Annotated in this window: 22 protein-coding genes; 4 read left to right on the plus strand and 18 right to left on the minus strand. The window is 70.3% G+C overall.

What is annotated here, in order from left to right; translation table 11 throughout:
• Nucleotides 1-359 precede the first annotated feature (359 nt).
• Nucleotides 360-1244 (minus strand): phytanoyl-CoA dioxygenase family protein, encoded by an 885-nt coding sequence (locus LWF15_RS23215; protein WP_408623833.1) that lies wholly within the window; start codon nt 1242-1244, stop codon nt 360-362.
• A 54-nt stretch (nt 1245-1298) separates the two neighbouring features.
• On the minus strand, nt 1299-2432 hold the full coding sequence (gene kdd, locus LWF15_RS23220) for an L-erythro-3,5-diaminohexanoate dehydrogenase (protein ID WP_232813021.1): 1134 nt from the start codon (nt 2430-2432) through the stop codon (nt 1299-1301).
• 71 nt (nt 2433-2503) lie between these two features.
• Between kdd and LWF15_RS23225 the strand changes: the two genes are divergently transcribed.
• The gene (locus LWF15_RS23225; protein WP_408623869.1) at nt 2504-3886 is read left to right on the plus strand and encodes a KamA family radical SAM protein; all 1383 of its coding nucleotides are present in this window, start codon (nt 2504-2506) and stop codon (nt 3884-3886) included.
• Here the strand turns inward: LWF15_RS23225 and LWF15_RS23230 are convergent.
• A complete protein-coding gene (locus tag LWF15_RS23230) occupies nt 3859-4299 on the minus strand; it encodes an Lrp/AsnC family transcriptional regulator (protein ID WP_232813023.1) in 441 nt (146 codons plus the stop codon). The genes LWF15_RS23225 and LWF15_RS23230 overlap by 28 nt on opposite strands.
• A 191-nt stretch (nt 4300-4490) precedes the next feature.
• Between LWF15_RS23230 and LWF15_RS23235 the strand changes: the two genes are divergently transcribed.
• Nucleotides 4491-5411, plus strand: a complete 921-nt coding sequence (locus LWF15_RS23235; RefSeq protein ID WP_269810714.1) for a 5'-3' exonuclease — start codon at nt 4491-4493, stop codon at nt 5409-5411.
• A gap of 18 nt (nt 5412-5429) precedes the next feature.
• Here LWF15_RS23235 and LWF15_RS37775 read toward each other — a convergent pair whose 3' ends face one another.
• The 7 genes from LWF15_RS37775 to LWF15_RS37780 all read right to left on the minus strand — a co-directional run bounded on the left by LWF15_RS37775 (nt 5430) and on the right by LWF15_RS37780 (nt 12771).
• Entirely contained in the window at nt 5430-8219 is a 2790-nt protein-coding gene (locus LWF15_RS37775; protein WP_232813025.1) for a DEAD/DEAH box helicase, read from the minus strand.
• Nucleotides 8220-8374: 155 nt separating this feature from the next.
• Entirely contained in the window at nt 8375-9271 is an 897-nt protein-coding gene (gene tatC, locus LWF15_RS23245; protein WP_232813026.1) for a twin-arginine translocase subunit TatC, read from the minus strand.
• 48 nt (nt 9272-9319) lie between these two features.
• Nucleotides 9320-9628, minus strand: a complete 309-nt coding sequence (gene tatA, locus LWF15_RS23250; RefSeq protein WP_232813027.1) for a Sec-independent protein translocase subunit TatA — start codon at nt 9626-9628, stop codon at nt 9320-9322.
• Between the two features lie 104 nt (nt 9629-9732).
• The gene (locus tag LWF15_RS23255) at nt 9733-10020 is read right to left on the minus strand and encodes a hypothetical protein (protein WP_232813028.1); all 288 of its coding nucleotides are present in this window, start codon (nt 10018-10020) and stop codon (nt 9733-9735) included.
• A gap of 90 nt (nt 10021-10110) precedes the next feature.
• On the minus strand, nt 10111-10392 hold the full coding sequence (locus LWF15_RS23260; protein WP_232813029.1) for a hypothetical protein: 282 nt from the start codon (nt 10390-10392) through the stop codon (nt 10111-10113).
• 376 nt (nt 10393-10768) lie between these two features.
• The gene (locus LWF15_RS23265) at nt 10769-11767 is read right to left on the minus strand and encodes a helix-turn-helix transcriptional regulator (RefSeq protein WP_232813030.1); all 999 of its coding nucleotides are present in this window, start codon (nt 11765-11767) and stop codon (nt 10769-10771) included.
• The gene (locus LWF15_RS37780) at nt 11764-12771 is read right to left on the minus strand and encodes a helix-turn-helix transcriptional regulator (protein WP_232813031.1); all 1008 of its coding nucleotides are present in this window, start codon (nt 12769-12771) and stop codon (nt 11764-11766) included. Before LWF15_RS37780 ends, LWF15_RS23265 begins: the two co-directional genes overlap by 4 nt.
• A 71-nt stretch (nt 12772-12842) precedes the next feature.
• On the opposite strand from LWF15_RS37780, the gene LWF15_RS23275 reads away from it, so the two are divergent.
• A complete protein-coding gene (locus LWF15_RS23275) occupies nt 12843-14018 on the plus strand; it encodes a DUF3866 family protein (protein WP_232813032.1) in 1176 nt (391 codons plus the stop codon).
• 370 nt (nt 14019-14388) lie between these two features.
• Here the strand turns inward: LWF15_RS23275 and LWF15_RS23280 are convergent, their stop codons facing one another.
• The 7 genes from LWF15_RS23280 to dop form a co-directional block, all read right to left on the minus strand.
• The gene (locus LWF15_RS23280) at nt 14389-14769 is read right to left on the minus strand and encodes an FKBP-type peptidyl-prolyl cis-trans isomerase (RefSeq protein ID WP_232813033.1); all 381 of its coding nucleotides are present in this window, start codon (nt 14767-14769) and stop codon (nt 14389-14391) included.
• 115 nt (nt 14770-14884) lie between these two features.
• A complete protein-coding gene (locus tag LWF15_RS23285; protein ID WP_232813034.1) occupies nt 14885-15862 on the minus strand; it encodes an FKBP-type peptidyl-prolyl cis-trans isomerase in 978 nt (325 codons plus the stop codon).
• Between the two features lie 133 nt (nt 15863-15995).
• On the minus strand, nt 15996-17357 hold the full coding sequence (pafA, locus tag LWF15_RS23290; protein ID WP_232813035.1) for a Pup--protein ligase: 1362 nt from the start codon (nt 17355-17357) through the stop codon (nt 15996-15998).
• Nucleotides 17358-17509: 152 nt separating this feature from the next.
• On the minus strand, nt 17510-18388 hold the full coding sequence (prcA, locus tag LWF15_RS23295) for a proteasome subunit alpha (protein WP_232813036.1): 879 nt from the start codon (nt 18386-18388) through the stop codon (nt 17510-17512).
• Nucleotides 18385-19203: a proteasome subunit beta gene (gene prcB, locus LWF15_RS23300; RefSeq protein WP_232813037.1), complete on the minus strand. Its 819-nt coding sequence runs from the start codon at nt 19201-19203 to the stop codon at nt 18385-18387. Before prcB ends, prcA begins: the two co-directional genes overlap by 4 nt.
• Nucleotides 19204-19345: 142 nt before the next feature.
• A complete protein-coding gene (locus tag LWF15_RS23305) occupies nt 19346-19546 on the minus strand; it encodes a ubiquitin-like protein Pup (RefSeq protein ID WP_231442057.1) in 201 nt (66 codons plus the stop codon).
• A 130-nt stretch (nt 19547-19676) separates the two neighbouring features.
• Nucleotides 19677-21197 carry a depupylase/deamidase Dop gene (gene dop / locus LWF15_RS23310; RefSeq protein ID WP_232813038.1) on the minus strand — a complete coding sequence of 507 codons (1521 nt, stop codon included), beginning with the start codon at nt 21195-21197 and terminating at the stop codon, nt 19677-19679.
• A 280-nt stretch (nt 21198-21477) separates the two neighbouring features.
• Here dop and LWF15_RS23315 point away from each other — a divergent pair, with 280 nt between their 5' ends.
• Nucleotides 21478-21906 (plus strand): DUF3054 domain-containing protein, encoded by a 429-nt coding sequence (locus tag LWF15_RS23315; protein ID WP_232813039.1) that lies wholly within the window; start codon nt 21478-21480, stop codon nt 21904-21906.
• A 99-nt stretch (nt 21907-22005) separates the two neighbouring features.
• On the opposite strand, the gene arc is transcribed toward LWF15_RS23315, so the two are convergent.
• Nucleotides 22006-23745 (minus strand): proteasome ATPase, encoded by a 1740-nt coding sequence (arc, locus tag LWF15_RS23320; protein ID WP_232813040.1) that lies wholly within the window; start codon nt 23743-23745, stop codon nt 22006-22008.
• Nucleotides 23746-23929: the final 184 nt, after the last annotated feature.

Below are 23929 nucleotides of genomic sequence, written 5' to 3' on the forward strand. Positions count from 1 at the left end.
TGGCTTTCGATCGGGGCGACGAGAAGAACATTAGCCCTTCTTCGTTCAGCCGGTCAAATCCGCGTTTCGCGTTCCTGACCAGCGGTAAAACATTCATCAGCGGCAATAGTCAGAGCTCACCCCTATGCCCGGCGAAGGGCAGAGAAATGCGTTCTTGACCATTTCCGAAGATGAAGGCCACCTACCTCGACACCGGCCGCTCACGCGTCCGTTGCTGTCCAGGTCCACCGGCCACCGAAGTGACTGGCGGAGGGCCTCGGAAAACATTACCGGCTCCGGTGTGGGAGTCCAGACCGGACGGGTGCGACGCCGGTCACAATCAGGCAACGACCGCCGCACCCGCCCGGTAGGCCGGGACCTCAGGCCTCCCCCATCACCAACCCCTCGATCGTGTGCTTCTGGCTGATCGGCTCGAGCTGGTCCACCACCGGGCAGACCAGGTGGTCACGAACCCTCTGCGGCAGCGCCTCCCAGTAGGGCCGGGTCACCGCCATGTCGTGCCGCTCGGCATTGCCGGCCCCCGGCGCGTCCACCCCCAGCACCAGCACCGGCCGGGCCTTGGACGAGGAGTTCTTGGTACCGCGGTGGACGGTCAGGGCCGAGCGCGCCGAGATGTCGCCCATCCGCGGGTACTTGCGCACGGCCCGCTCCGCGTAGCGGTCCCAGTCCGACCGGTCGGGGAACATGCCGTGCTTGAAGTTCTCCGCCCAGTCCCACTGGGTGCCCGGCGCGATCTCGAACGGGCCCATGTCCTCGTCGGTGTCCACCGCGGTCAGGTTGAAGGCCAGCGACGTGAGCCGTCCGCCCCGCCGGGTCTCGTCGGGCATCGGGAAGTCCCGGTGCCACGGCTGGTCCATCGCGCCGGCCAGCGGGACGTCGAACCCCAGCTCGATCACCTCGTACCGCGGACCGAGCACCGCCCGGCAGACCTGCCGTACCCAGGGGTGGTCGACCAGGTCGACGAAGCCCCGCATCTGCTCGGGGTGGATCTCGACGTAGTACCGCTTCGGGCCGCGACCCACGGCACCACCGGGCCGCGCCAGAGCCTCCTTGAAGGCGATGTCGATGTCCTCGCGCATCTGTTGCGCCCACTCCCGCGAGAACGCACCTTGTTTCGCCACGATCCCGTCGCCGTAGAGCGCCTCCACGATCGCCGTGGTCTCGCTGTCGGCGCCCTCCGGTACCGGAATCGTGGTGGGCCGCAGGCTGGACAGACTCTTGTTCACATCCTTGTGCACAGTCATCTCCTTATAGGAAACCGCCATCTGCCCCGGGGCAAGGGCAGGCGCTCCCAACGGTCAGATCCGGGCGGCGAACAGCGCCTGCACCCCCGCCGACCCCCGGAACTCGCGCAGGGCCAGCTCGGCGTGCCCCACCGAATACCCGTTGCCCACCAGCATGGTCACGTCGGCGGCGAGCGCCTCCGCCCCCAGCGCCGCGGCGCTGAACGAGGTGGCCATGGAGAAGAAGATGACAGTGCCCCGCTCGGCGGTGGCCAGGACGGCGCCGTGCTCGCACCCGGGCACGTCGACGCAGAGCACCGTGACGTCGGCGGGACCCCCTGCGGCCCGGACCTTCTCGGCCAGCAGCACGGGGTTGCGGGCATCGGCGACGACCACGGTGGTGGCCAGCGGCTGCGGGTCGAGGCGGGAGGCGGCGAGCAGGGCCTGCCGTTCTTCCGGCGAGCGCACCACCCCGATCCGGTGCGTGGCACCGGCCGAGCGGGCGGCGGCCAGTGACAACGACCCGCTCTTGCCGGCCGCCCCGATCACGCACACCACCGAGCCGGGCCGGGGGCTGCGGACCGGCTTGCGGCTGGAGACGACGGTCAGGTCGTCGTTGTCGGGCAGCACCCGCTCCGGGTAGCCGATCGTCATGCCCTTCACCGCCACCTCGCCGACCACGCGCGCGGTGAGCGACGGGGCGCCGCACACGTCGAACACCGCCAGCGCCTGCTCCGAGGGCAGGTCGTCGGGCAGGACCGCGGCGATCGAGCGGCCGAAGAGCACCGCCTGCCCGGAGCAGGGCACCTGTTCGGAGAGCCCGTCCCAGGCCGAAAGGTCGCTCAGTGCCAGCGGTGTGGCGGTCAGCGAGACCAGGGTGGCCACCTGCTGCCCCTGCTTCAGCCCCAGCGGTGACGTCGGCCCGACCTCGAGCACCGTCCCGATCAGCATCCCCCCGGACCCGGTGACCGGGTTGTGCATCTTCCCCCGTTCCTCGACGATCGAGCGCACCGCCTCGCGGATCGCGGCCCCGTCGCCGTCGTGCTCCTGGAACAGCTGGTGATAGCTCGCGGCGTCGAGGTTCAGCCGCTCCACGGCCAGCAGCACCTCGTCCTCCGCCACCGGCGACGTGGCGTCCAGACGCCACGCGGCCTGCGGCAGCACACCCTCCGGCTCGAGCACCCGATGCAGACCCAGCTCATGTCCCATGCTGAAAATCCTCCTGTCAAACTCTCCTGATCCAGCAAATTTTCTCTTACGATCTAGCGGTGACGGAACTCATGGCGGCAGAAATTCCGATCGCCCGGACGGCTCAGCCGTACCGGTACGAGCGGCGAGAGCTGGTCGAGCCGGACTGGACCCGCTTTCCAGGGTGGCGCAACGTCACCCCTGAGGAGTGGTCGAGCGCCCAGTGGCAGCGGGCGCACTGCGTGAAGTCGCTGAAGCAGCTGCACGAGGTGCTCGGATCGATGGCGCCGCCGGAGTTCTACGACGACGTGGCGCAGGACCAGCAGCGGTTCGCCACGATGTCGATGCTGCTGCCGCCGCAGATGCTGAACACCTTCCTCCCCCATGAGGCGAGCTGGCCGACGTCCAAAATTCTGACTGACCCGGTACGGCGCTACATGCTGCCCATGGCCTCCGACCGCCACCCTGTGTGGCCGAGTCACCCGATGGCGAGCCGGGATTCGCTGCACGAGCACGACATGTGGGTGGCCGAGGGCCTGACCCACCGCTACCCCACCAAGGTGCTGGCGGAACTCGTTCCCACCTGCCCCCAGTACTGCGGGCACTGCACACGGATGGACCTGGTGGGCACCTCGACCCCCACCGTCACCAAACTGCGGCTGGCAGGCAAGCCCGCCGATCGCTACGACGCGATGCTTGCCTACCTACGAAGCAATCCTGGGGTACGCGACGTGGTCGTCTCCGGAGGCGACGTCGCAAACGTCCCTTGGAAACAACTGGAGTCGTTCCTGACCCGGCTTCTGGAGATCGACTCGATCAAAGACGTCCGTCTGGCCACCAAGGCCCTCATGGGCCTACCTCAGCACTGGTTGCAGAAGGACGTCCTCGAGGGCGTCGAGCGGGTCGCCCGTCAGGCGCGTCGGCAGGGGGTGAGCCTGGCCGTGCATACCCACGTGAACACGGTGAACTCCGTGACGCCGCTGGTCGCCCAGGCGGCCCGCGCTCTGCTGGAAGCCGGCGTGCGCGACGTCCGTAATCAAGGGGTTCTGATGCGGGGCGTGAACGACTCCCCCGAAGCGCTGCTGGATCTCAGCTTCGCGCTGCTCGACGAAGCCATGATCACGCCGTACTACTTCTACATGTGCGACATGATCCCGGCCTCGGAGCACTGGCGGGTCTCCCTGTCGCATGCCCAGGAACTGCAGCACGCGATCATGGGCTACCTACCGGGATTCGCCACCCCGCGCATCGTCTGCGACGTACCCCTGGTGGGTAAGCGCTGGGTGCACCAGGCGCACACCTACGACCAGGTGCACGGCATCTCCACCTGGACCAAGAACTACCGCACGTCGATCGAGGCCGCCGACGAGGAGGCCATCACCCGCGAGCACCCCTACTACGACCCCATCGACACGTTGCCGGAGTCGGGGCAGCAGTGGTGGGCCGCTCAGATCGACAGTGGGCGCGCCTCGTAGGGAGTGGACAGCACGATCGTGGTGCGGGTGCGCACCCCGGCCACCGCGCGGATCCGGGCGAGCAGTGCCTCCAGCGCGGCGGGCGTGGCCACCCGCACCTTGAGCAGGTAGTTCTCGTCGCCGGCGACCGAGTAGCAGGCCTCGATCTCGCTGATCGGGACCAGCCGCTCGGGCACGTCGTCGGGGGCCGAGTGGTCCAGCGGGGTGACCGACACGAACGCGGTGAGCGGGAGATCGACCGCCTCGGACTGGACCACCGCCGTGTAACCCCGGATGATGCCGCGCTGCTCCAGCCGCCGTACCCGCTGGTGCACCGCGGACGTGGACAGTCCGGTGGCACGCCCCAGGTCGGTGAAACTCATCCGGCCGTCCTGGGACAGGAGCCGGAGAATCTGTCGGTCGATCTCCTCCATCCGGCGAAGGCTACCGGCACGAACTGACTGGTGGCACAGGGTTTGTGTGCGGGTATCGACACATCGCTCAGCGTCACTCCCGCGGACCGCAGAAGGTGGCTCACAGCGATCGTCCATAGCATTCTCGTAACCACGGGAGGGATGGCAGGATCACCCTCGTGCCAGCATTCCCGGATCCTCGCCCCGAGCTGATGCTGCTCGACGCCGCGTCGCTCTACTTCCGTTCCTTCCACGGTGTGCCCGACTCCTTCACCGCCCCCGACGGCACCGTGGTCAACGCGGTCCGCGGATTCCTCGACTCGGTGGCCTACCTGGTCACCCTGCGCGGGCCGCAGCGCGTGGTGGCCTGCTGGGACAACGACTGGCGGCCGGCCTTCCGGGTCGCCGCGATCCCCTCCTACAAGGCGCACCGGGTGGCCAACCCGCGCACCAACACCGAGGAGGTCCCCGACCTGCTGGTGCCGCAGGTCCCGCTGATCGTCGAGGCGCTCGAGCTGCTGGGCATCTGCCGGGTCGGCGCCGACGGCTACGAGGCCGACGACGTGATCGGTACCCTCACCGCCCGCCAGGTCGCCGCCGGGCGCGGTGAGGTGGACGTGGTCACCGGCGACCGGGACCTCTTCCAGCTTGCGGACGATGCGGCGCGGGTTCGCGTGCTGTACGTGGGTCGCGGGGTACGGAAGCTGGAAATGGTGGACGAGGCGTGGCTTTCGGCCAAGTACGGGGTCACCAGTGGGCCGATGTACGCCGAGATGGCCACCCTGCGGGGAGACCCGAGCGACGGCCTGCCGGGAGTGGCGGGCATCGGCGAGAAGACGGCCTCGGGCCTGCTCAAACGGTTTGGCTCGCTGAGCGCCCTGCGCGCAGCCGCCGCCGACCCCGCCTCCGACCTCTCCCCCGGGCAGCGCAAGAAGCTCGTCGAGGCCTCGGACTACCTGGAGGCCGCGCCGGCCGTGGTCACCGTAGCCCCCGACGCGCCCATCCCCGACCTGGACGACGAACTGCCCTCCACGCCGCCCGATCATCAGGCCCTGGTGGCCTTCGCCGAGAAGTGGGGCGTGGAGAGCAGTGTCAGCCGAGTGGTTCAGGCGATGACCAAGGCCACCGCCTGAACCCTCTCAGGTGTGGGCTCAGGTGCGGGGCGGGCCGGCCGCGACGACGCCGCGGCTGACCGCCTCGACCGCCGCCCGGGCCGTCCTGACCAGGGCCGGGTCGTCGCTGGCCTGGGCGATCTGGCCGAGCAGGTCGATCACCTGCTTGCACCAGCGCACGAAGTCACCGGCGGCCAGGTCGGCGTCGCGCAGGACGGCCTGCAGCGGCTGCCCGCTCGCCCAGCGGTGGACCGCCCAGGTGATGCCCGCGTTCGGCTCGGGAGTGACGTCCAGCTTGTGGGCGCGCTCCTCGTCGTCCAGGTTGGACCAGATCCGGGTCATCGTGTCGAGCGCCACCGCCGGAGCGCCCTTCGGGATCCGCGGGGTGAGACCCTGCTCGTCGCGCCGGGACTCGTAGACCACGGCGCTGACCACGGCGGTGAGACCGGGCACGTCCAGGTCCTTCCAGACGCCCTTGCGCAGGCACTCCGAGACCAGCAGGTCCGACTCGGAGTAGATCCGGCGCAGCTGCTCACCGGCCGGGGTGACCTTGTCCCCGGCCAGGTAACCGCGCTCGCTGAGCAGGTCGCAGACCCGGTCGAAGACCCGCGCGATGGTGTTCGTGCGGCCCTCGATCCGGCGGACCAGCGCATCCGTCTCGCGCTTGAGCCGGAAGTACCGCTCGGCCCAGCGGGCGTGGTCCTCCCGGTCGGCGCAGCCGTGGCAGGGGTGGGTGCGCAGCTGGCGGCGCAGCCGGTTCAGCTCCTCGTCGTCGTTGTCCGCCTTGGCCTTCTTCGGGCGCTGCCGGCTGACCACGTCGTCGTGCCTCATCGCCCCCAGCGCATTACGCACCGAGGAGGCCAGGTCGCGGCGGTTGGCGGCGTCGCGGCCGTTGAAGTTCTTCGGCACGGTGATCCGGGTGGTGGCCTCGACCGGGACGGGCACGTCCATCAGCGACAGCCGGCGCACCTGGCGCTCGATGGTCAGGATCGACGGACGAGGGCCCTCCAGGCTGTTCCCTCCGGCGACACCGGGGTCGAGCACGACCGCCCAGCCGGGCTTACGCCCGCCCGGCACCCGGATCACGTCGCCCTTGCGCAGCCGCTCCAGAGAACCGATGACGTCGGCGCGCTGGTCCCGGGAGGCGTTGCGGGACAGCTGGGTCTCCCGTTCGCCGATCTTGCGCCGCAGGTTGGCGTACTCCCTGAAGTCGCCCAGGTGGCACTCCATCGCCCCGGCGTAACCCTCGAGCGCCTCTTCCTGCTTGCGCGCCTGCTTGGCCAGCCCGACCACCGCACGGTCGGCCTGGAACTGGGCGAACGACGTCTCCAGGATCTCCCGGGCCCGCGAGCGGCCGACCTGGCTGACCAGGTTCACCGCCATGTTGTAGGTGGGCCGGAAGCTGGAGCGCAGCGGGAACGTCCGGGTGGAGGCCAGACCGCCGACCACCTCCGGGTCGAGCCCGGGCTGCCAGAGCACCACCGCGTGGCCCTCGACGTCGATGCCGCGCCGCCCGGCCCGCCCGGTGAGCTGGGTGTACTCCCCCGGCGTGATGTCCGCGTGGGTCTCGCCGTTCCACTTGACCAGCTTCTCCAGCACCACGCTGCGGGCCGGCATGTTGATGCCCAGGGCCAGCGTCTCGGTGGCGAAGACGGCCTTGACCAGGCCGCGGGTGAACAGTTCCTCCACGACCTCCTTGAAGGCCGGGAGCAGGCCGGCGTGGTGGGCGGCAACCCCGCGGCTGAGCGCCTCGGCCCATTCCCAGTAGCCGAGCACGGCCAGGTCCTCGTCCGGGATGTCGGCGGTGCGCGACTCGACCACGTGCCGGATCTCGGTGCGCTCCTCCGGCGAGGTCAGGCGGATGCCGGAGTACAGGCACTGCTGCACCGCGGCGTCGCAGCCGGCCCGGCTGAAGATGAAGGTGATGGCCGGCAGCAGCCCGGCGTTGTCGAGGGCGTTGATCACCTCGATCCGGCTGGGGGTGGCGTTGGGCCGCCGACCGCCCCGGGCGAACGTGCCCCGGCTCTTGGACCCCCGGGCCGTGGTGCTGCCCCCGCGCCGGCCGCCGGCTCCCTGGAACTGCCGTTCGCGCCGGTTGGCGTCGCGGGTGATCTGCAGCAGCTCCGGGTTCAGGCCGTCGTCCGACTGCCCCTCGGCGAAGAGGTCGTACAGCTGCCGGTTGGCCATGATGTGCTGCCACAGCGGCACCGGGCGGTCCTCCGAGACCACCACCTCGGTGTTGCCGCGCACGGTGTCCAGCCAGGCGCCGAACTCCTCGGCGTTGCTCACCGTGGCCGACAGGCTGACCAGCAGCACGTCGTCGGGCAGGTGGATGATCACCTCTTCCCAGACCGCGCCGCGGAACCGGTCGGCCAGGTAGTGGACCTCGTCCATCACCACGTAGGCCAGGCCGTCGAGGGCGTCGGAGTCGGCGTAGAGCATGTTGCGCAGCACCTCGGTGGTCATCACCACCACCGGGGCGTCGGCGTTGATCGCGGTGTCCCCGGTGAGCAGGCCGACGTTCTCGGCGCCGTGCATCCGGGCCAGGTCGGCGTACTTCTGGTTGCTCAGGGCCTTGATCGGCGTGGTGTAGAACGCCTTGCGCCCGGCGTCCAGCGCCAAGAAGACGGCGAACTCGCCGACCACGGTCTTGCCCGAACCCGTGGGGGCGGCCACCAGCACCCCCCGCCCGTCGGCCAGGGCCTCGCAGGCGTCGATCTGGAACGGGTCAAGGTCGAACGGGTACCGGGCCCGGAAGCGGTTGAGCGGGGTTTTCGCCTCCTCGTTGCGCTTGCGAGACGCGGCAAATCGTTCGGCAGGCGACGTCACCCCGCTTACGCTACCCGCCGGTGCTCGGGAGCGAGAACCGGTATGGCACCCGGCCCCGCTCCCGGCCGCAATCTGTGCTCGGCCAGGGCGCGTTCGTAAGTCGCTGCCGTGGCGAGGAGGTGCCCGGCAGCAGGCATGGACTTACAAGACACGACCTAACTGCGGTCGAGCGGTTCCGGCGCGTCGATCGGCGAGCTGCCCTCGTCCGCACCACTGTTGCCGCCCAGCGGGCTGGCCTCGTCGTCGCCCAGGCCGAACACCGGGTCGTCGGCACGCCGTTTCGCCCGGCGCCGGTCGAAGAACAGGCTGACGAACACCGACGCCACGTACAGGCCGACCAGCGGCAGCGCCATGATGATCATCTGCACCGCGTCCGGCGAGGGCGAGACGATCGCCGCGAACAGGAAGGCGAAGAACACCGCGATCCGCCAGTGCTTGCCCATCACCCGGCCGCTGACGATGCCCATCAGGTTCAGCCCGACCAGGAACAGCGGCAGCAGGAAGGCCACGCCGAGGGCGAGGATGAGACGCCCGGCGAAGGTGATCACGGTGCCCGCGTCGGGCTGGTTGAGCGAGCCCTCCAGCGCGAACTCGGCACCGAAGGCCACCGCCTTGGGCAGCACCAGGATGGCGACCCAGACCCCGGACAGGAACAGCGGGACCGCGAACGCGACGAACCACAGCGAGGTGCGGCGTTCCTTCTTGGTCAGGCCCGGGGTGATGAACGCCCAGAGCTCGTAGAGCCAGACCGGGCTGGAGATCACCAGCCCGATGTAGACCGCGACCTTGACCTTGATGTTGAAGGCGTCGGCGATCGCCCGGTAGGTCAGCGTGACGTCCTGACCGTGCTCGGAGGCCTCTTTCAGCGGGCCGATGATGAGGTTGTCCATCACCGGCTCGTACAGGAACCACCCGGCGACAGCACCGAGCACCATCGCGACCACGGCGATGGTGACCCGGCGGCGCAGCTCGGCCAGGTGCTCCCGCAGGGACATCCGGCCCTCGGGGTTCTTCGGACGCCGACTCGGCTTGGACGGCTTGGTCACCGCCACCGGCGGTCAGTTCCTCTCAACAGCAGGGATCGGACGGTACGGCGCAGCTCAGGCGTCGTGCCGGGCCTGGTAGCCGGGCTCCTCGCGCTGCTGCTGGGGCGACATCACGCGGCCCTCCATCGGCGTCTCGCCGGCCTGCAGGGCGTCGGCCTGGCGGCGCAGCTCGTCGGCCTGGGCCTTGCGGCGCGCGGCCTCGTCGTCGTTGTCGTCGTCCTTCATCTGCTTGATCTCGGACTTGAAGATCCGCATGGAACGACCGATGCCGCGAGCGGCGTCGGGGAGACGGCGGCTGCCGAACAGGATCACCAGCACGAGGATCATGATGATGATGTGCGAAGGCTCTTTCAGAAAGCCCATGAGCTGTTCCTTCCACTGAACCCGCAGCGCACATTTTGCCCAACGGTCGGTGTCATCGTACGCGGTAGCCGCCCTGCCCGGCAGACCCCCGTTTGCCAGGCAGGCTACCGTTTCCCGCCGCGTCGGCCGGAGTTCGCCCGTCGCGCCAGGAAGCGTTCCTGCCTCAGCTCCAACGGATCGGTGAACACCGCCGGTTCCCGGTCCCGCGACTGGCCCGCCTCGGCGACCTGGTCGAGTTTCGTGCTGATCTCGGCGAACCGGTCGGACGCGGTGGACAGTTCGCCCAGCAGCGCCATCGCCTTGCGCCACAGGCCGAGGCCGAGCACTGCGAGCACACCGGCGGCGGCCAGCACGAGAACGACCCAGACCAGGACCCACCACCACACCGACACCCGGTCAGCCTACTGGTTCGGGTGGGGCAAAAGCCGAAACCGGGCCACCCGTCGTACAGGGGGACCCGGTCGCGGACCAGAACTGCTGCCTCAGGCCGCCGTCTCCGGCGCCTGGGCCCGCGGGCGTGGCCCCTGGGCGGCGGCCGCCGCCGCCAGGAGATCCGCCTGCTCCAGCCAGAGAGCGAAGTCCAACACGTCGTCGTAGTTCAGTGTCGGCCCCTCGTGCTCCTCGAGCACCTCGGCCGGCACGTTCCACGGCTCTGCGACCACCCCACCGGAGATGAGCAGGGCGACCACGTCCCTGCCGGCCGGCTTGCGCACCTCCTCGTGGCACGTGGTGCAGATGAAGGCGTAGTAGGACCAGCTCTTCACGGAGCAGACGACGAGACGCACCTGATGCGGGGTCAACTCAACATCACCGCAGCTCGGGCACGACGCCTTGATCGTCGTCATTTGCGATCCACCTCCAGCAGAGCCGCCATTCATCGTCGAGGGGTTCTTCGGCCACGGCCCGCAACTCCTTAACAGCCGACAGTAATGCCTAGGCCGCCTCGGTGACGCGGGGCGCATCTCTCGTGCTGCGCGTGTCGTTCCGGCGCGGATCGCCACCACCCGGTCGGCCCAGCGCCCCGCCCCGGCCCTGATCTGCACGAAAGGCCATCTATCGGCTCCCGCCCACACCTCGCGGTATCCGGCGCCAGCCCGTCGGCGGCCCCTCGGACGGCTCAATCTTGATCACGCAAAGTAACTACTTGGGTGAGCCGGGCGCGTCCTCGTCGTAGGCCGCCAGCGCCGCCGAGGCGGAGGCCAGCACCTCGTTGGCCAGCCCGGGCGGCGAGACGATCCGCCCCGCCCCGCCCAGCCGCAGCACCAGCCGCGGGATCCAGTCCGGCGCCGCCACCCGCAGCACCACCCGCAGCCGCCCGCCGGGCAGCTCCTCGGTCTCTTCCACCGGGTAGTACTCGGCCACCCAGCGGCCCCGGGGCTCGACCTCCAGCGTGACCACCAGGTCGTCCGGCGAGGGGGTGAAGAGCTGCTCGTCGCCGGCCCGGGACACCGCCTCGGGCGGAGGGGTGCCGTCCTGTTCGAGCAGGCGCAGCCCGGCCACCCGGTCGAAGCGGAAAAGCCGCACCCCCTCGGCCCGGTGGCACCAGGCCTCCAGGTACCAGCGACCGTCCACGCTGGTGACCTGCATCGGGTCCACGTCCCGCTCGGTGATCTCGTCGCGGGTGGGCACCAGGTAACGCAGCCGCAGCCGGCGGCGCAGGCGCAGCGCCTCGCGGGCGGTGCGCAGGTTCTCCTCCGAGGCGCTGCCGCCCGAGGTCAGGTCGATGTCCAGCCGGTTCGCGGCCGAGACCGCGTCCTGCGCCGCGGCCGACAGCTTGACCAGCGCCGAGTCGACCGCCCGCCGGTCGCCCGGGTCGTTCACGTCGCCCAGGTCGGCCAGCGTGCGCAGCCCGGCGATCAGCGCGATCGCCTCGTCCGGGTCCAGCCGTAACGGCCGGGCGATCGCGTCGGCGTTGCTCAGGTAGATCCGCCCGCTGTCCCACTCGGCCGAGATCAGGTCGTCGGGCATGTGCCCGGGCGTACCGCAGACGAACAGCAGCTCGAGGTCGCGCACCAGCTGCGGCTCGGTGATCTTGAAGTGCCGGGCGGCCTCGCCCAGCTCGACCCCGGGCCGGTTCAGCAGCCAGGGGACCATGGTGAGCAGACGCGACAAGCGCGCGGTGGCAGCAACCGCGCTCATCCCACTCTCACCTGCCCCGCCGTCAGGTCGGTGCGTGCCCCGGCCTGGGCCGCGGCCGCCCCCCGCAGCAGGCGGACCACCTCGGCACGCAGATCGGCCGGCTGCACCGCCACCGCATCGGGCCCCAGCCCGGCCAGCGACTGCGCCAGCATGCCCGCGTCGCCGATCCGGATCTGCAGCTCGTCCCACCCGGGCCGGTCCGCCGCCGGGATCGAGGCCACCGACGCCCGGCGAACCCCGGCGCCGCGCCCGGCGCGCAGCAGCACGGTGGCGATGCGGTCGTCGGCGGGCGGCACGTGCTTGCCGATCATCGACTGCGCGTCCAGGTCCTCGGGGATCTCGTAGGTGCCGGCCCGACCGCGGCGCTTCACGTCGCTCTCGATCCGTGAGAGCCGGAACACCCGCGACGCCCCGCGCCCCCGGTCCCGGCCGATCAGGTACCAGCGGCCGTTGCGGCTGGCCACCGACCAGGGCTCCACCTCGCGCACCGCGGCCTCGCCGTTCGGCTTGCGGTAGGTGAAGGTGACCGCCTGCCGGTCGCGGGTGGCCGCGTACAACGGGCCGAAGGCCGGCTCGGCGGTGCGGATCCGCGGCTCCAGGCCGGCCATGTCCTCGTCGGTGTCCACGCCGAGCGCGGTGAGCTTGGTCAGCGCCCGGGCGGCCGGGCCGGCCAGGCTCGCCTGCTGCCAGACCCGGCTGGCCAGGCCGACCACGGCCAGTTCCTGCGCGTCCAGCTCGATCGGCGGCAGGGCGTAGTCGTCCCGGTCGATCCGGTAGCCCGGCTCGTCGTCGAACCAGCGCTCGTCGGTGCCGGTGACCACCGGGATGCCGAGGTCGCGCAGGTCTTCCTTGTCGCGCTCGAACATCCGGTCGAAGGCCTCGGCGGTGTCGCAGTCGGCGTACTGCGGTACGGCGGCCCGGATCTGCTCCTTGGTCAGCCACCGACGGGTGGCCGCGAGGCAGATCACCAGATTGAGCAGCCGCTCGGTACGCCGCGAGGACACCGCACCCACGCTACCCGAGCGCAGCTCCCGGCAAGGACTCCACGGCCGGACTTGAAGGTAAGGTCACGCGCGTGATCCTGTGGCGAGAGGGCCGTGTCACGTCCGAACGACGCGAATGGGACGGAGCGGTCGAGTACGAGGCCGAGGTGTACTCGGCCGGCGTCTGGACGGCCTGCCGGGCGCTGGTCTACCCGTCGCTGGTCGGCCGGCCGGTACCGGGGCAGCGGGTCCTGCTGAACACCACGGCGCTGGAGCGAGGTCTGGGCACCGGGGGCTACGCCCTGGTCGCCGCGATCCTCGACGAGCTTCCGCCTGATCCTCGGCGCGGCCCCGGGCACCTGGTCAAGGCGCGTTACACGCCGCTGCAGGCGATGGTGCTGGGCGTCGACGAGCAGGAGTCGCCGCACCACGAGGTGCTCGCCGAGGCCGACGACCTGCTGGGGATGCCGGTGGTGGTCGCCGACCTGCACAGCTCCCTGCCGGCGATCCTGGCGGGGCTGCGCCAGGCGGCCCCCTCGGCCCGCGTCGCCTACGTCATGACTGACGGCGGCGCACTGCCGGCCTGGTTCTCCCGCACCATCGCCGGCCTGCGGCACGCCGGCTGGCTGGACACCTGCATCACGGTGGGGCAGGCCTTCGGGGGTGACCTGGAAGCGGTCAGCGTGCACACCGGCCTCCTCGCCGCCCGTCATGTGGCTCAGGTCGACGTGGCGATCGTCAGTCAGGGGCCGGGAAACCTGGGCACCGGCACGAAATGGGGTTTCTCCGGGGTCCAGGCCGGCGAGGTGCTCAACGCTGCGGCGGTACTGAAAGGGCGTCCGGTGGCCACGCTGCGGGTCTCCGGCGCAGATGCCCGCGAGCGGCACCGCGGCGTCTCGCACCACTCGCTCACTGCTTACGGACGGGTGGCGCTGGTGAGCGCGGACGTGGTGGTTCCCGACTTCAGTGGCTTTGAGGACGGGGTGGGCCCGGTTCTCGGGGGCAACCCCGAGTCGGCGCCGGTCGGGGACAACGCTCCTACTCCCCTGGCCGAGCTCGCTCCCCTGATCGACCGCCAGGTGGCAGGCCTCTTCGCGCCCGCCGGTCTGCACCGCGAGGTGCGCGTTGGCGTGGACGGCCTGATGGACGCACTCCGCGAGTGCCCCGTGGGCCTTTCCACGATGGGCCGCAATCTGGCCGCCGATCCGGCCGCGTTCCTGGCTGCGGCCGCGGCCGGGCGGCACGCAGGGGTTCTGCTCAACAGCTGACCGGCTCTGCTGTTGCCCCATGGCCTGGGGCAACAGTGGGGCTCCTTCTTGGCTGACAGCCTGTTATCGCAAGCAGGAGTGAGGCCGGACCGGCGGGACCGGAGCAGGCCAACGCAGGCGTGGGACGGGCCAGCGCGGGCTGAGGCAGGCAGGCGGGTGGGACGGGCCAGCGCGGGCTGAGGCAGGCAGGCGGGTGGGCCTGGCCGGGCAGGCGTGGATCGGAGCAGGCCAACGCGGGCTGGGACTGGGCCGGCGCGGGCTCAGCCAGCGCGGGCTGAGGCGGGGGGCGGGCTGCTGGGGCGAGCTGCTAGGGCAGCAGAACGCGAAGCGCCCCTCGCCGGACGGCGAGGGGCGCTTCGAGCAGCTGGGATCAGCGGGCGTCGACGAGGTCCACGACGAAGATCAGGGTCTCGTTCGGGCCGATCGCGCCACCGGCGCCGCGGGAGCCGTAGGCCATCTCCGGCGGGATCACCAGGCGACGACGGCCGCCCACGCGCATGCCGGCGATGCCCTGGTCCCAGCCGGCGATGACCTGGCCGACGCCGAGACGGAACTTCAGCGGCTCGCCGCGGTTCCAGGAGGCGTCGAACTCCTCGCCCGACGAGAACGCCACACCCACGTAGTGGGCCGTGACCGTGTTGCCCGCGGTGGCCTCCTGGCCCTCGCCGACGATCTCGTCGGTGATGGTGAGCGTGGTCGGCGGTTCGCCCTCGGGGAACTCGATCTCCGGACGCTGGCGCTCGAGACTCATTGTTTCTCCTTAGTTGCTTCACTCGGCCCGGTGGCCGGGCCGAGGCTAGGACATCGGCGGCGCGCGATGTGTCAGGCCAGGCTCAAGAGCGGCTCAGACACCTCGCGGCGCGCACTCAGCCGGTGGCGTCGAGGATGTCGACGACGAAGACCAGCGTGTCGGTGCCCTTGATGCCGGCGTCGGGCTGGCCCTCGGCCCCGTAGCCCTCGTCCGGCGGGACCACCAGCATGACCTGGCTGCCGACCCGCTTGCCGACCAGCCCCTTGTCCCACCCGGAGATGACCCGGCCCGCACCGATCGCGAAGCTCGCCGGGGCACCGTTCTTCCAGGAGGAGTCGAAGGCCTTGCCACCCGGCCAGATCACGCCGGTGTAGTGCACCGAGATGGTCTGGCCCTTCTCGACCTTCTTGCCCTTGCCGTTGATCAGCGGCTGCACGACCAGCGAGTCCGGCGCGGCACCGTCGGGCACCGTGATCGTCGGCTCGCCGGTCTTGCTGTCGAGCTTGACCGTGGGCAGGCCCTTCTTGGTCACCTTCACCGGGTCGCCGGTGGCGCGCTTGAGCACGTCGGCGGCACCCTCGATGTCGACCACGAAGACCAGGGTGTCGGTCGGCCCGATGCCCGCGGACGAGACCCCGGAGGTGCCGTAGCCGTCGTCCGGCGGGATCGTGATCAGCATCCGCGAGCCGATGTTGGCGCCCACCAGGCCGGTGACGAAGCCCTTGATCAGCTGGCCGTCCTCCAGGGTGAAGGCGGCCGGCCCGCTGTCGTACGAACTGTCGAAGGTCTCACCGTCGGCACCGTTGATGCCCACGTAGTTGACCGTGACCCGCTGCCCCGCCTCGACCTTCTCACCGTCTCCCGGGGAGATCACCTTGGGCGTGGTCTTGTCCGTCGAGAACGGCGCCGGGACCTCGACCTTCGGGGTCTCGCCGAACTTGCCGGTGACCTCGATCGCGTTGATGTCGGTGGAGGTCTGGTCGGCGGGCTTGTTCCCGCCCCCCTCCGAGGAGGAGTCGGAGCATCCGGAGACCACGGCCGCAGCGGCTACGAGAACCGCACCGGCCCGCAACAGGGCTTTGCGTGAGAGCACGTTCGACCTTCGTCGTGGGAACGGGACGGCGAACACCCTAGGGCATTTTCCTGAGCGTGGAAGATGCCTCGCGTCGCCCGCGGCCACGGGCGCAGTCCGGTCCCGCGCGCCTCGCGGCGGGACCGGACCCGCCTCACATGCTCTGGATCAGCCGCTCGACCCGCTCGTCGACCGAACGGAACGGGTCCTTGCACAGCACCGTGCGCTGGGCCTGGTCGTTCAGCTTCAGGTGCACCCAGTCGACGGTGAAGTCGCGACGCCGCTCCTGGGCCCGGCGGACGAAGTCGCCGCGCAGCTTGGCCCGGGTGGTCTGCGGCGGCACCGACGTGGCCTCGAAGACCTCGATGTCGGCCCCGACCCGCTCCACCATGCCCTTCTTCATCAGCAGGTAGTGCAGTCCGCGTTCCCGGTGAATGTCGTGGTAGGCCAGATCGATCCGGGCGATCCGGGGCGACGACAGCGGCAGACCGTGCTTGGCCCGGTAGCGCTCGATCAGCCGGTGCTTGATCACCCAGTCGAGCTCGCGGTCGACCAGCGACAGGTCGCCGGTGGAGATCGCCCGCAGCCCGCGCTCCCAGAGGTCGAGGACCCGCTTCACCGTGTCGGTCTGCAGGCCCCGGCTCTCCACGAAGTCCTTGGCCCGGGCCAGGTACTCCTCCTGGATCTCCAGCGCGGTGGCCTCCCGGCCGTTGGCCAGGCGGACCTTGCGCCGGCCGGTGAGGTCGTGGCTGATCTCGCGGATCGCCCGGATCGGGTTCTCCAGCGTGTGGTCGCGCAGCACCACCCCGGCCTCGATCATCCGCAGTACCAGGTCGGTGGCGCCGACCTTGAGCATCGTGGTGGTCTCGGACATGTTCGAGTCGCCGACGATGACGTGCAGGCGCCGGTAGCGCTCGGCGTCGGAGTGCGGCTCGTCGCGGGTGTTGATGATCGGCCGCGACCGGGTGGTGGCGCTGGAGACGCCCTCCCAGATGTGGTCGGCCCGCTGCGAGAGGCAGTAGACCGCGCCCCGCGGGGTCTGCAGCACCTTGCCCGCCCCGACCAGGATCTGCCGGGTGACCAGGAACGGGATCAGGATGTCGGACATCCGCCCGAACTCACCGTGCCGCGAGACCAGGTAGTTCTCGTGGCAGCCGTAGGAGTTGCCGGCCGAGTCGGTGTTGTTCTTGAACAGGAAGACGTCGCCGGCGATGCCCTCTTCGTGCAGCCGGCGCTCGGCGTCGACCTGCAGACCCTCGAGGATCCGCTCGCCGGCCCGGTCGTGGACGACCAGGTGCCGCACGTCGTCGCACTCGGGGGTGGCGTACTCGGGGTGCGAACCGACGTCGAGGTACAGCCGGGCACCGTTGCGGAGGAAGACATTGCTGGAGCGGCCCCAGGAGACGACCTTCCGGAACAGGTAACGCGCCACCTCGTCGGGCGACAGCTTGCGCTGCCCCTCGAAGGCGCACGTAACCCCGTATTCCGTCTCCAGCCCGAAGATTCGGCGGTCCATTCCCTTACTGTAGGTGCCTTCTCGCCCATTGGCACCAGTGTGCGGCATTGCATTGACCGCGGATTCGCCCGGATCGTCCGCGGGGAAACGGGGCAGGTCGCTGCCGGGCCCGGCGAGCCCCCTCCCGCCGGGACCGAACGGCAGCGATCCGGTCATGCCTCGGTTCCGCCCGAACTCTCGTGGGGGTGGCCGGGTTGCTGGTCCGGCTCGGTCGAGACCGGGTCACCGGGCTCGGGGGCCGGGGCGGGCGCGGCCGGCGGCGTCTGGTCGCCGGTGAGCGTGTCGTGCGCCCCGGGCCGGGCGTCGTCGCTGCTGGGGACGTCGGTGGTCGGGTCGTCGGGGGCCAGCAGGGCCTCCAGCAGCGGACCGCCCAGGCGGCGGAAGGCCCGCCGCGGACGGGCCCGGTCGAGCACCGCCACCTCGAGCCGGTCGCTGGTCAGGGTGCGGTCGCTGCCGTTGGTGCTGTCGCGGGCCAGCATCTCGACCGCCAGGGTCAGCGCCGCCGACAACGTCAGACCCGGCCGCCAGCGCTCCTGCATGCCCGTGGAGATGGTGTCGGCCTGACCGCCCATCACCACGAAACCCTGCTCGTCGGCCACGGATCCGTCGTAGGTGAGCCGGTAGATCTGGTCGCCGTCGGGGGTCCGGCCGACCTCGGCGACCGCGATCTCCACCTCCATCGGCTTGGAGTCCTGGGTGAACACGTTGCCGAGGATCTGGGCGTAGGCGTTGGCCAGGCCCCGGGCCGTCACGTCGCTGCGGTCGTAGGAGTACCCGCGCAGGTCGGCGTAGCGCACCCCGGCCACCCGCAGGTTCTCGAACTCGTTGTAGCGGCCCGCCGCGGCGAACGCCATCCGGTCGTAGATCTCGCTGATCTTGTGCAGCGAGCGGGAGGCGTTCTCGGCGACGAAGGCGATGCCGTTGTCGTACTGCAGCACGATGACCGGGCGGCCCCGGGCGATGTTGCGCCGGGCGTAGTCCGCCCGGTCTTTCATCTGCTGCTCGGGCGGGACGTAGAAGGGCATGCTCATCGGGCGTCGCCTCGCTCGGTCAGGGCCTGGAAGGCGGCTTCGGTCTCGTCCTGGCCGAGCCTGCGGTAGCCCTCGGCGTCGACCACCGCGACCACCGGGTAGATCCGCCGGGCGACGTCCGAGCCGCCGGTGGCCGAGTCGTCGTCGGCCGCGTCCTGCAGGGCCTCCAGCACCACCGAGACCGCCTCGCCGGCGTCGAGTCCGGGACGCCAGCGCTTCTTCAGCGAGCCCTTGGCGAACAGCGAGCCGGAGCCGGTGCTCTGGTAGCTGTGCTCCTCGAACCGGGCGCCGCTGACGTCGTAGCTGAAGATCCGCCCGACGTTGCGGTCCAGGTCGTAGCCGGCGTACAGCGGCACCACGGCCAGGCCCTGCATGGCCAGCGGCAGGTTGCCGCGCAGCATGGTGGCCAGCCGGTTGGCCTTGCCGTCGAGGGACATCAGGGCGCCCTCGATCTTCTCGTAGTGCTCCAGCTCGACCTGGAACAGCTTGATCATCTCGATCGCCGGGCCGACCGCCCCGGAGATCCCGACGACGCTGTAGTCGTCGGCCGGGTAGACCTTTTCCATCTCCCGGTGGGCGATGTAGTTGCCCGACGTGGCCCGGCGGTCGCCACCCATCACGACCCCGCCGTCGAAGGTGACGGTGACGATGGTGGTGGCGTGCGGGAGTTCGGGCATCACGGCTCCGGCGGGCAGGCTCCGGCCCGGGAGGAGATGGTCGGCGTGGGCGGCGAGGAAATCTGTGAAAGAGGAGTTGCCCGGGGTGAAGAACGCCTCCGGCAACCGCCCTTCACGGAAGGGATCGGCAGCAGTCACGGGCGAAACCCTATCCAGACGGGCGACGTTCGCTCACCGGGAAGACCGCAGAAGTTTTCCGCGTGCGGCGAACGTCGGTGGTGGTCGGCGGCGGCAGCGGGGGTGGGCCGGGCCGGGCCCGGTCCACCCCGGAGAGCTGCCGTCACTGGCCGCCCTTCTGAACGAATCCCTTGACGAACTCCTCGGCGTTGCTCTCCAGGACGTCGTCGATCTCGTCGAGGATCGCGTCCACGTCGGCATCCGTGGTCTGGGCGGCGGGAGCCGCGGGCGGGGCCTCGGGGGCCGCGTCGTCGGCGGGCTCTTCGTCGCGTCGGGTCGGGCGCTGCTGTTCCTGGCCGGCCATGACTGCCTCCTGCGCTCTGAATGAGTGCACTTCCTTGCAGTGATCCTAGGCATGCGTCCGCGATTTCGGCGCGTGCCATTGCCCACTACTGCGAAGTTTTACTCTCCCGACAACGTGTGACGGCCCGGATTCACTCCGCCGCCAGCGCGTCGACCAGTTCGGCGGCCGTCTCGCAGCGCTGCAGCAGGGCCTCCACGTGTTCCCGGGTGCCGCGGGAGGGGTCGAGGGTGGGCACCCGCTGCAGGGCGCCCCGGCCCGGGATGTCGAAGATCACCGAGTCCCAGGAGGCGGCCGCGATGTTGTCGCCGTAGCGGGCCAGGCAGCGGCCGCGGAAGTAGGCCCGGGTGTCGTGCGGCGGCTCGTGCACCGCCTCGGCGATCTCCGCGTCGGTGACCACCCGCTCGACCTGCCCGCGCGAGAGGAGCCGGTGGTACAGCCCCTTCTCCGGCCGCACGTCGGCGTACTGCAGGTCGATCAGCTGCAGCCGGGCCGCGTCCCAGTTCAGGCCCTCGCGGTTGCGGAACCCCTCGAGCAGGCGCAGCTTGGCCACCCAGTCCAGCTCGCGGGCGCAGAGCATCGGGTCCTGGCCCAGCCGGGTCAGGATGCTCTCCCACCGGTTCAGGACGTCGGTGGTCGCCTCGTCGGCGTCGTCGCCGTAGCGGTCGGCCACGTAGGCGCTGGCCTGCTCGAAGAACAGCCACTGCAGTTCCACGGCGGTCATCGAGCGGCCGTCGCGCAGGGTCAGGTGCTGCTTGAGCGTGGGGTCGTGGGAGATGTCGTGCAGGGTGCCCACCGGGCGCTCCACCGACAGGTCCTGGGTGAACGCCGCGTCCTCGATCATCTGCAGCACCAGGTTGGTGGTGCCGACCTTGAGCAGCGTGGCCACCTCGCACAGGTTGGCGTCGCCGATGATCACGTGCAGCCGGCGGAAGCGGTCGGCGCTGGCGTGCGGCTCGTCGCGGGTGTTGATGATCGGCCGCTTGAGCGTGGTCTCCAGCCCCACCTCGACCTCGAAGAAGTCGGCCCGCTGGGAGATCTGGAAGCCGGTGCCGGTGCCGTCCTGGCCCCGGCCGACCCGGCCGGCGCCGGTGAACACCTGCCGGGTGACGAAGAACGGGGTGAGGTGGCGGACCACGTCGGCGAACGGCGTGGAGCGGCGCATCAGGTAGTTCTCGTGGGTGCCGTAGGAGGCGCCCTTGTTGTCGGTGTTGTTCTTGTAGAGGTTCACCTCGCCCAGACCGGGATTGGCGGCGATCCGCCGGCAGGCCTCGAGCATCACCTGCTCGCCCGCCTTGTCCCAGAGCACCACGTCGCGCGGGCTGGTGACCTCGGGCGAGGAGTACTCGGGGTGGGCGTGGTCGACGTAGAGCCGGGCGCCGTTGGTCAGGATCACGTTGGCCAGCCCCGGGTCCTCCGGGGCGTCGGTGAGCTGGCTGGAGTGGGCGCTCTCCCGGGTGATCTCCCAGCCCCGCGCGTCGCGCAGCGGCGCCTCGTCCTCGTAGTCCCAGCGGGCCCGGCCCGCCCGGCTGCCCAGCGGCGCCGCGTACGCGTTGACCACCTGCGACGACATCAGCATGGCGTTCGCCGCGGGGTCGCCGGGGGCGGAGACCCCGTACTCGGTCTCGATCCCCATCACCCGGCGCGCGCTCATCGGTGCCCCGCCCGGGGTCCGGCCTTGGTACCGCTCATCCAGCCCGTCATGCAGCCAGCCTAGGCTGGCTGTCGAGGACGGGCCCCTCCGGCACGGGTGGGCGCGGGCCGGAGGCGGGTTCGGGCGGGTTCCTCACGGGTTAGGGTCAGTCGAACCACGCTCTACGACTACTGTGCGGCGGTACGAGTCGCGGTGCGTGAACTGTGCGGGCACCGGCGACCGGAGAACCGCCTGCGGCCGAACCCGGTGCCGTCGAGCACGAAGAAGGAGCCTCCCGGTCATGATCCCCTCCCCCACCCGGCAGAACCCGCGCGCGCTGGCCGTGGCTGCCCTCGCCGACCTGGCCTGTGTCCTGGTCTTCGTCACCATCGGCCGCAACTCCCACGAGGAGGGCCTCACCCTGTCCGGCGTCCTCGACACCGGCTGGCCGTTCTGGCTGGGCGTGGTCGGCGGCTACGTGGGCGTGGTGGCCTTCCGGCTGGCCCCGGCCAGCCTGACCGGCGCCGCGATGGTGCTGTTCAAGACCCTGCTCGTGGGCATGGTCCTGCGCAACGTGGTCCAGACCGAGGGCACGCCCACCTCGTTCGTCGTGGTCGCCTCGCTCTTCCTGGCCGCCACCCTGGTGGGCTGGCGGGTGGCCGCGCGGATGCTGGCGATGCGCCAGATCCGCACCTCCACGCGCGCGCTGCAGCCGGAACGGGTTTCCTGACCCCCCCGAACCGGCGCTCACGAACGTCCTCAAACAAAACTGCTCCGGCCGGCCCACCTCGCACGAGGTGAGCCGGCCGGAACCGTTGTCGGACGTGCCCTACAGGTACTGACCGGTGTTGGCCACCGTGTCGATCGTGCGGCCGGGCTCGGTGCCCTGCTTGCCCTGGATGATCGTGCGGATGTAGACGATCCGCTCACCCTTCTTGCCGGAGATCCGGGCCCAGTCGTCCGGGTTGGTGGTGTTCGGCAGGTCCTCCGACTCCTTGAACTCGTCCACGCAGGCCTGGAGCAGGTGCTCCAGGCGGATACCGCGCTGGCCGAAGTCGAGGAAGTTCTTGATCGCCGCCTTCTTCGCCCGGTCGACGATGTTCTGGATCACCGCACCGGAGTTGAAGTCCTTGAAGTACAGGATCTCCTTGTCGCCGTTGGCGTAGGTGACCTCGAGGAACTGGTTCTCCTCGGACTCCGCGTACATCCGCTCGACCGTGCGCAGGATCATCGCCTCGACCGTGGCGTTGCGCGAGCCGCCGTTGGCGTCCAGGTCGTCCGGGTGCAGCGGGAGGTCCTCGGTGAGGTACTTGGTGAAGATGTCCTTCGCGCCCTCGGCGTCGGGCCGCTGCACCTTGATCTTCACGTCCAGCCGGCCCGGGCGCAGGATCGCCGGGTCGATCATGTCCTCCCGGTTGGAGGCGCCGATCACGATCACGTTCTCGAGCCGCTCGACACCGTCGATCTCGGAGAGCAGCTGGGGGACGATCGTGGTCTCCACGTCGCTGGAGACCCCGGAACCGCGGGTGCGGAACAGCGACTCCATCTCGTCGAAGAACACCACCACCGGGGTGCCCTCGGAGGCCTTGTCGCGGGCCCGGCTGAAGATCAGCCGGATGTGCCGCTCGGTCTCACCGACGTACTTGTTCAGCAGCTCCGGGCCCTTGACGTTGAGGAAGTAGGACTTCGAGTCCTTCTGCCCCCGGGCCTCTGCCGCTTTCTTGGCCAGCGAGCGCGCCACCGCCTTGGCGATCAGGGTCTTGCCGCAGCCGGGAGGGCCGTACAGCAGGACCCCCTTCGGCGGCTTGAGCCCGTGCTCCTTGTACAGCTCGGGGTGCAGGAACGGGAGTTCCACGGCGTCGCGGATGTTCGCGATCTGCGGGCCGAGGCCACCGATGTCGGAGTAGTCGATGTCCGGGACCTCTTCGAGGACCAGTTCCTCGACCTCGGCCCTGGGCACCTTCTCGTAGGCGAAACCGGCCCGCGGGTCCATCGTCAGCGCGTCGCCGACCTTGAGCCTGACCTCGGGGTCACGCAGCGAGCCGGCCAGGTGCACGACCCGCTCCTCGTCGGCGTGCGCGACCACCAGGGCGCGCCGGCCCTCGTCGAGGATCTCCTTGAGGATGACGATCTCGCCGGTCTGCTCGAAGGCCCGGGCCGCGACCACGTTGAACGCCTCGTTGAGCATCAGCTCCTGGCCCTCGACGAGCTCCTCGACGTCGATCGAGGGGCTCAGCGCGACCCGCATCTTGCGGCCGGAACTGATCACCTCGACCGTGCCGTCCTCGGCCGGGCCGACGTAGACGCCGAAGGTGTTGGGCGGCTGGGCGAGCCGGTCCACCTCGGCCTTGAGCTGGACGATCTGCTCACGCGCGTCGCGCAGGGTGCTCGCGAGGCGCTCGTTCTGGGATCCGAGCTGGTTCACCTGGGCCCGGAGGCGGTCGATCTCGTCGCCCGCCGCCCCTGGAATCCGCGTTGCCGAGAGACGCTCGACCTCCTGCTGGAGGCGAACGATCTCGCGACGAAGCGCGGTCTCGTCAAGGCCGTACCCGCTGCTGTGGTCGGTCATGGCGGTAACCCTCCCGTCCGGCGCAAGGTCGATGACTCGACCCTAGCCCGCCTGCACACCTAACGGCGTGGCGGCGTAAATCCATCCACGAGATGAAATCTCGTGCCCGGCCCACTCCGTCGGCGACCGGGAAAGGAGCATCCTGACACGTTCGGAGTGACAATGGGTGGCTCAATCGTCACCG

Origin of the sequence: Kineosporia rhizophila, assembly GCF_021277265.1 — a bacterium.
In the GTDB taxonomy this organism is placed as follows: domain Bacteria; phylum Actinomycetota; class Actinomycetes; order Actinomycetales; family Kineosporiaceae; genus Kineosporia; species Kineosporia rhizophila.

Bases quoted from the DNA above. Each gene is read 5' to 3' on its own strand.
- LWF15_RS23225 (WP_408623869.1), top strand. From the start codon at position 2,504: ATGGCGGCAGAAATTCCGATCGCCCGGACGGCTCAGCCGTACCGGTAC.
- arc (WP_232813040.1), bottom strand. From the start codon at position 23,745: ATGACCGACCACAGCAGCGGGTACGGCCTTGACGAGACCGCGCTTCGT.
- prcA (WP_232813036.1), bottom strand. From the start codon at position 18,388: ATGAGCATGCCCTTCTACGTCCCGCCCGAGCAGCAGATGAAAGACCGG.
- LWF15_RS23280 (WP_232813033.1), bottom strand. From the start codon at position 14,769: ATGAGTCTCGAGCGCCAGCGTCCGGAGATCGAGTTCCCCGAGGGCGAA.
- pafA (WP_232813035.1), bottom strand. From the start codon at position 17,357: ATGGACCGCCGAATCTTCGGGCTGGAGACGGAATACGGGGTTACGTGC.
- LWF15_RS23235 (WP_269810714.1), top strand. From the start codon at position 4,491: ATGCTGCTCGACGCCGCGTCGCTCTACTTCCGTTCCTTCCACGGTGTG.
- LWF15_RS23305 (WP_231442057.1), bottom strand. From the start codon at position 19,546: ATGGCCGGCCAGGAACAGCAGCGCCCGACCCGACGCGACGAAGAGCCC.
- LWF15_RS23315 (WP_232813039.1), top strand. From the start codon at position 21,478: ATGATCCCCTCCCCCACCCGGCAGAACCCGCGCGCGCTGGCCGTGGCT.
- tatA (WP_232813027.1), bottom strand. From the start codon at position 9,628: ATGGGCTTTCTGAAAGAGCCTTCGCACATCATCATCATGATCCTCGTG.
- kdd (WP_232813021.1), bottom strand. From the start codon at position 2,432: ATGGGACATGAGCTGGGTCTGCATCGGGTGCTCGAGCCGGAGGGTGTG.
- LWF15_RS23215 (WP_408623833.1), bottom strand. From the start codon at position 1,244: ATGACTGTGCACAAGGATGTGAACAAGAGTCTGTCCAGCCTGCGGCCC.
- LWF15_RS23230 (WP_232813023.1), bottom strand. From the start codon at position 4,299: ATGGAGGAGATCGACCGACAGATTCTCCGGCTCCTGTCCCAGGACGGC.
- dop (WP_232813038.1), bottom strand. From the start codon at position 21,197: ATGAGCGCGCGCCGGGTGATGGGGATCGAGACCGAGTACGGGGTCTCC.
- LWF15_RS23265 (WP_232813030.1), bottom strand. From the start codon at position 11,767: ATGAGCGCGGTTGCTGCCACCGCGCGCTTGTCGCGTCTGCTCACCATG.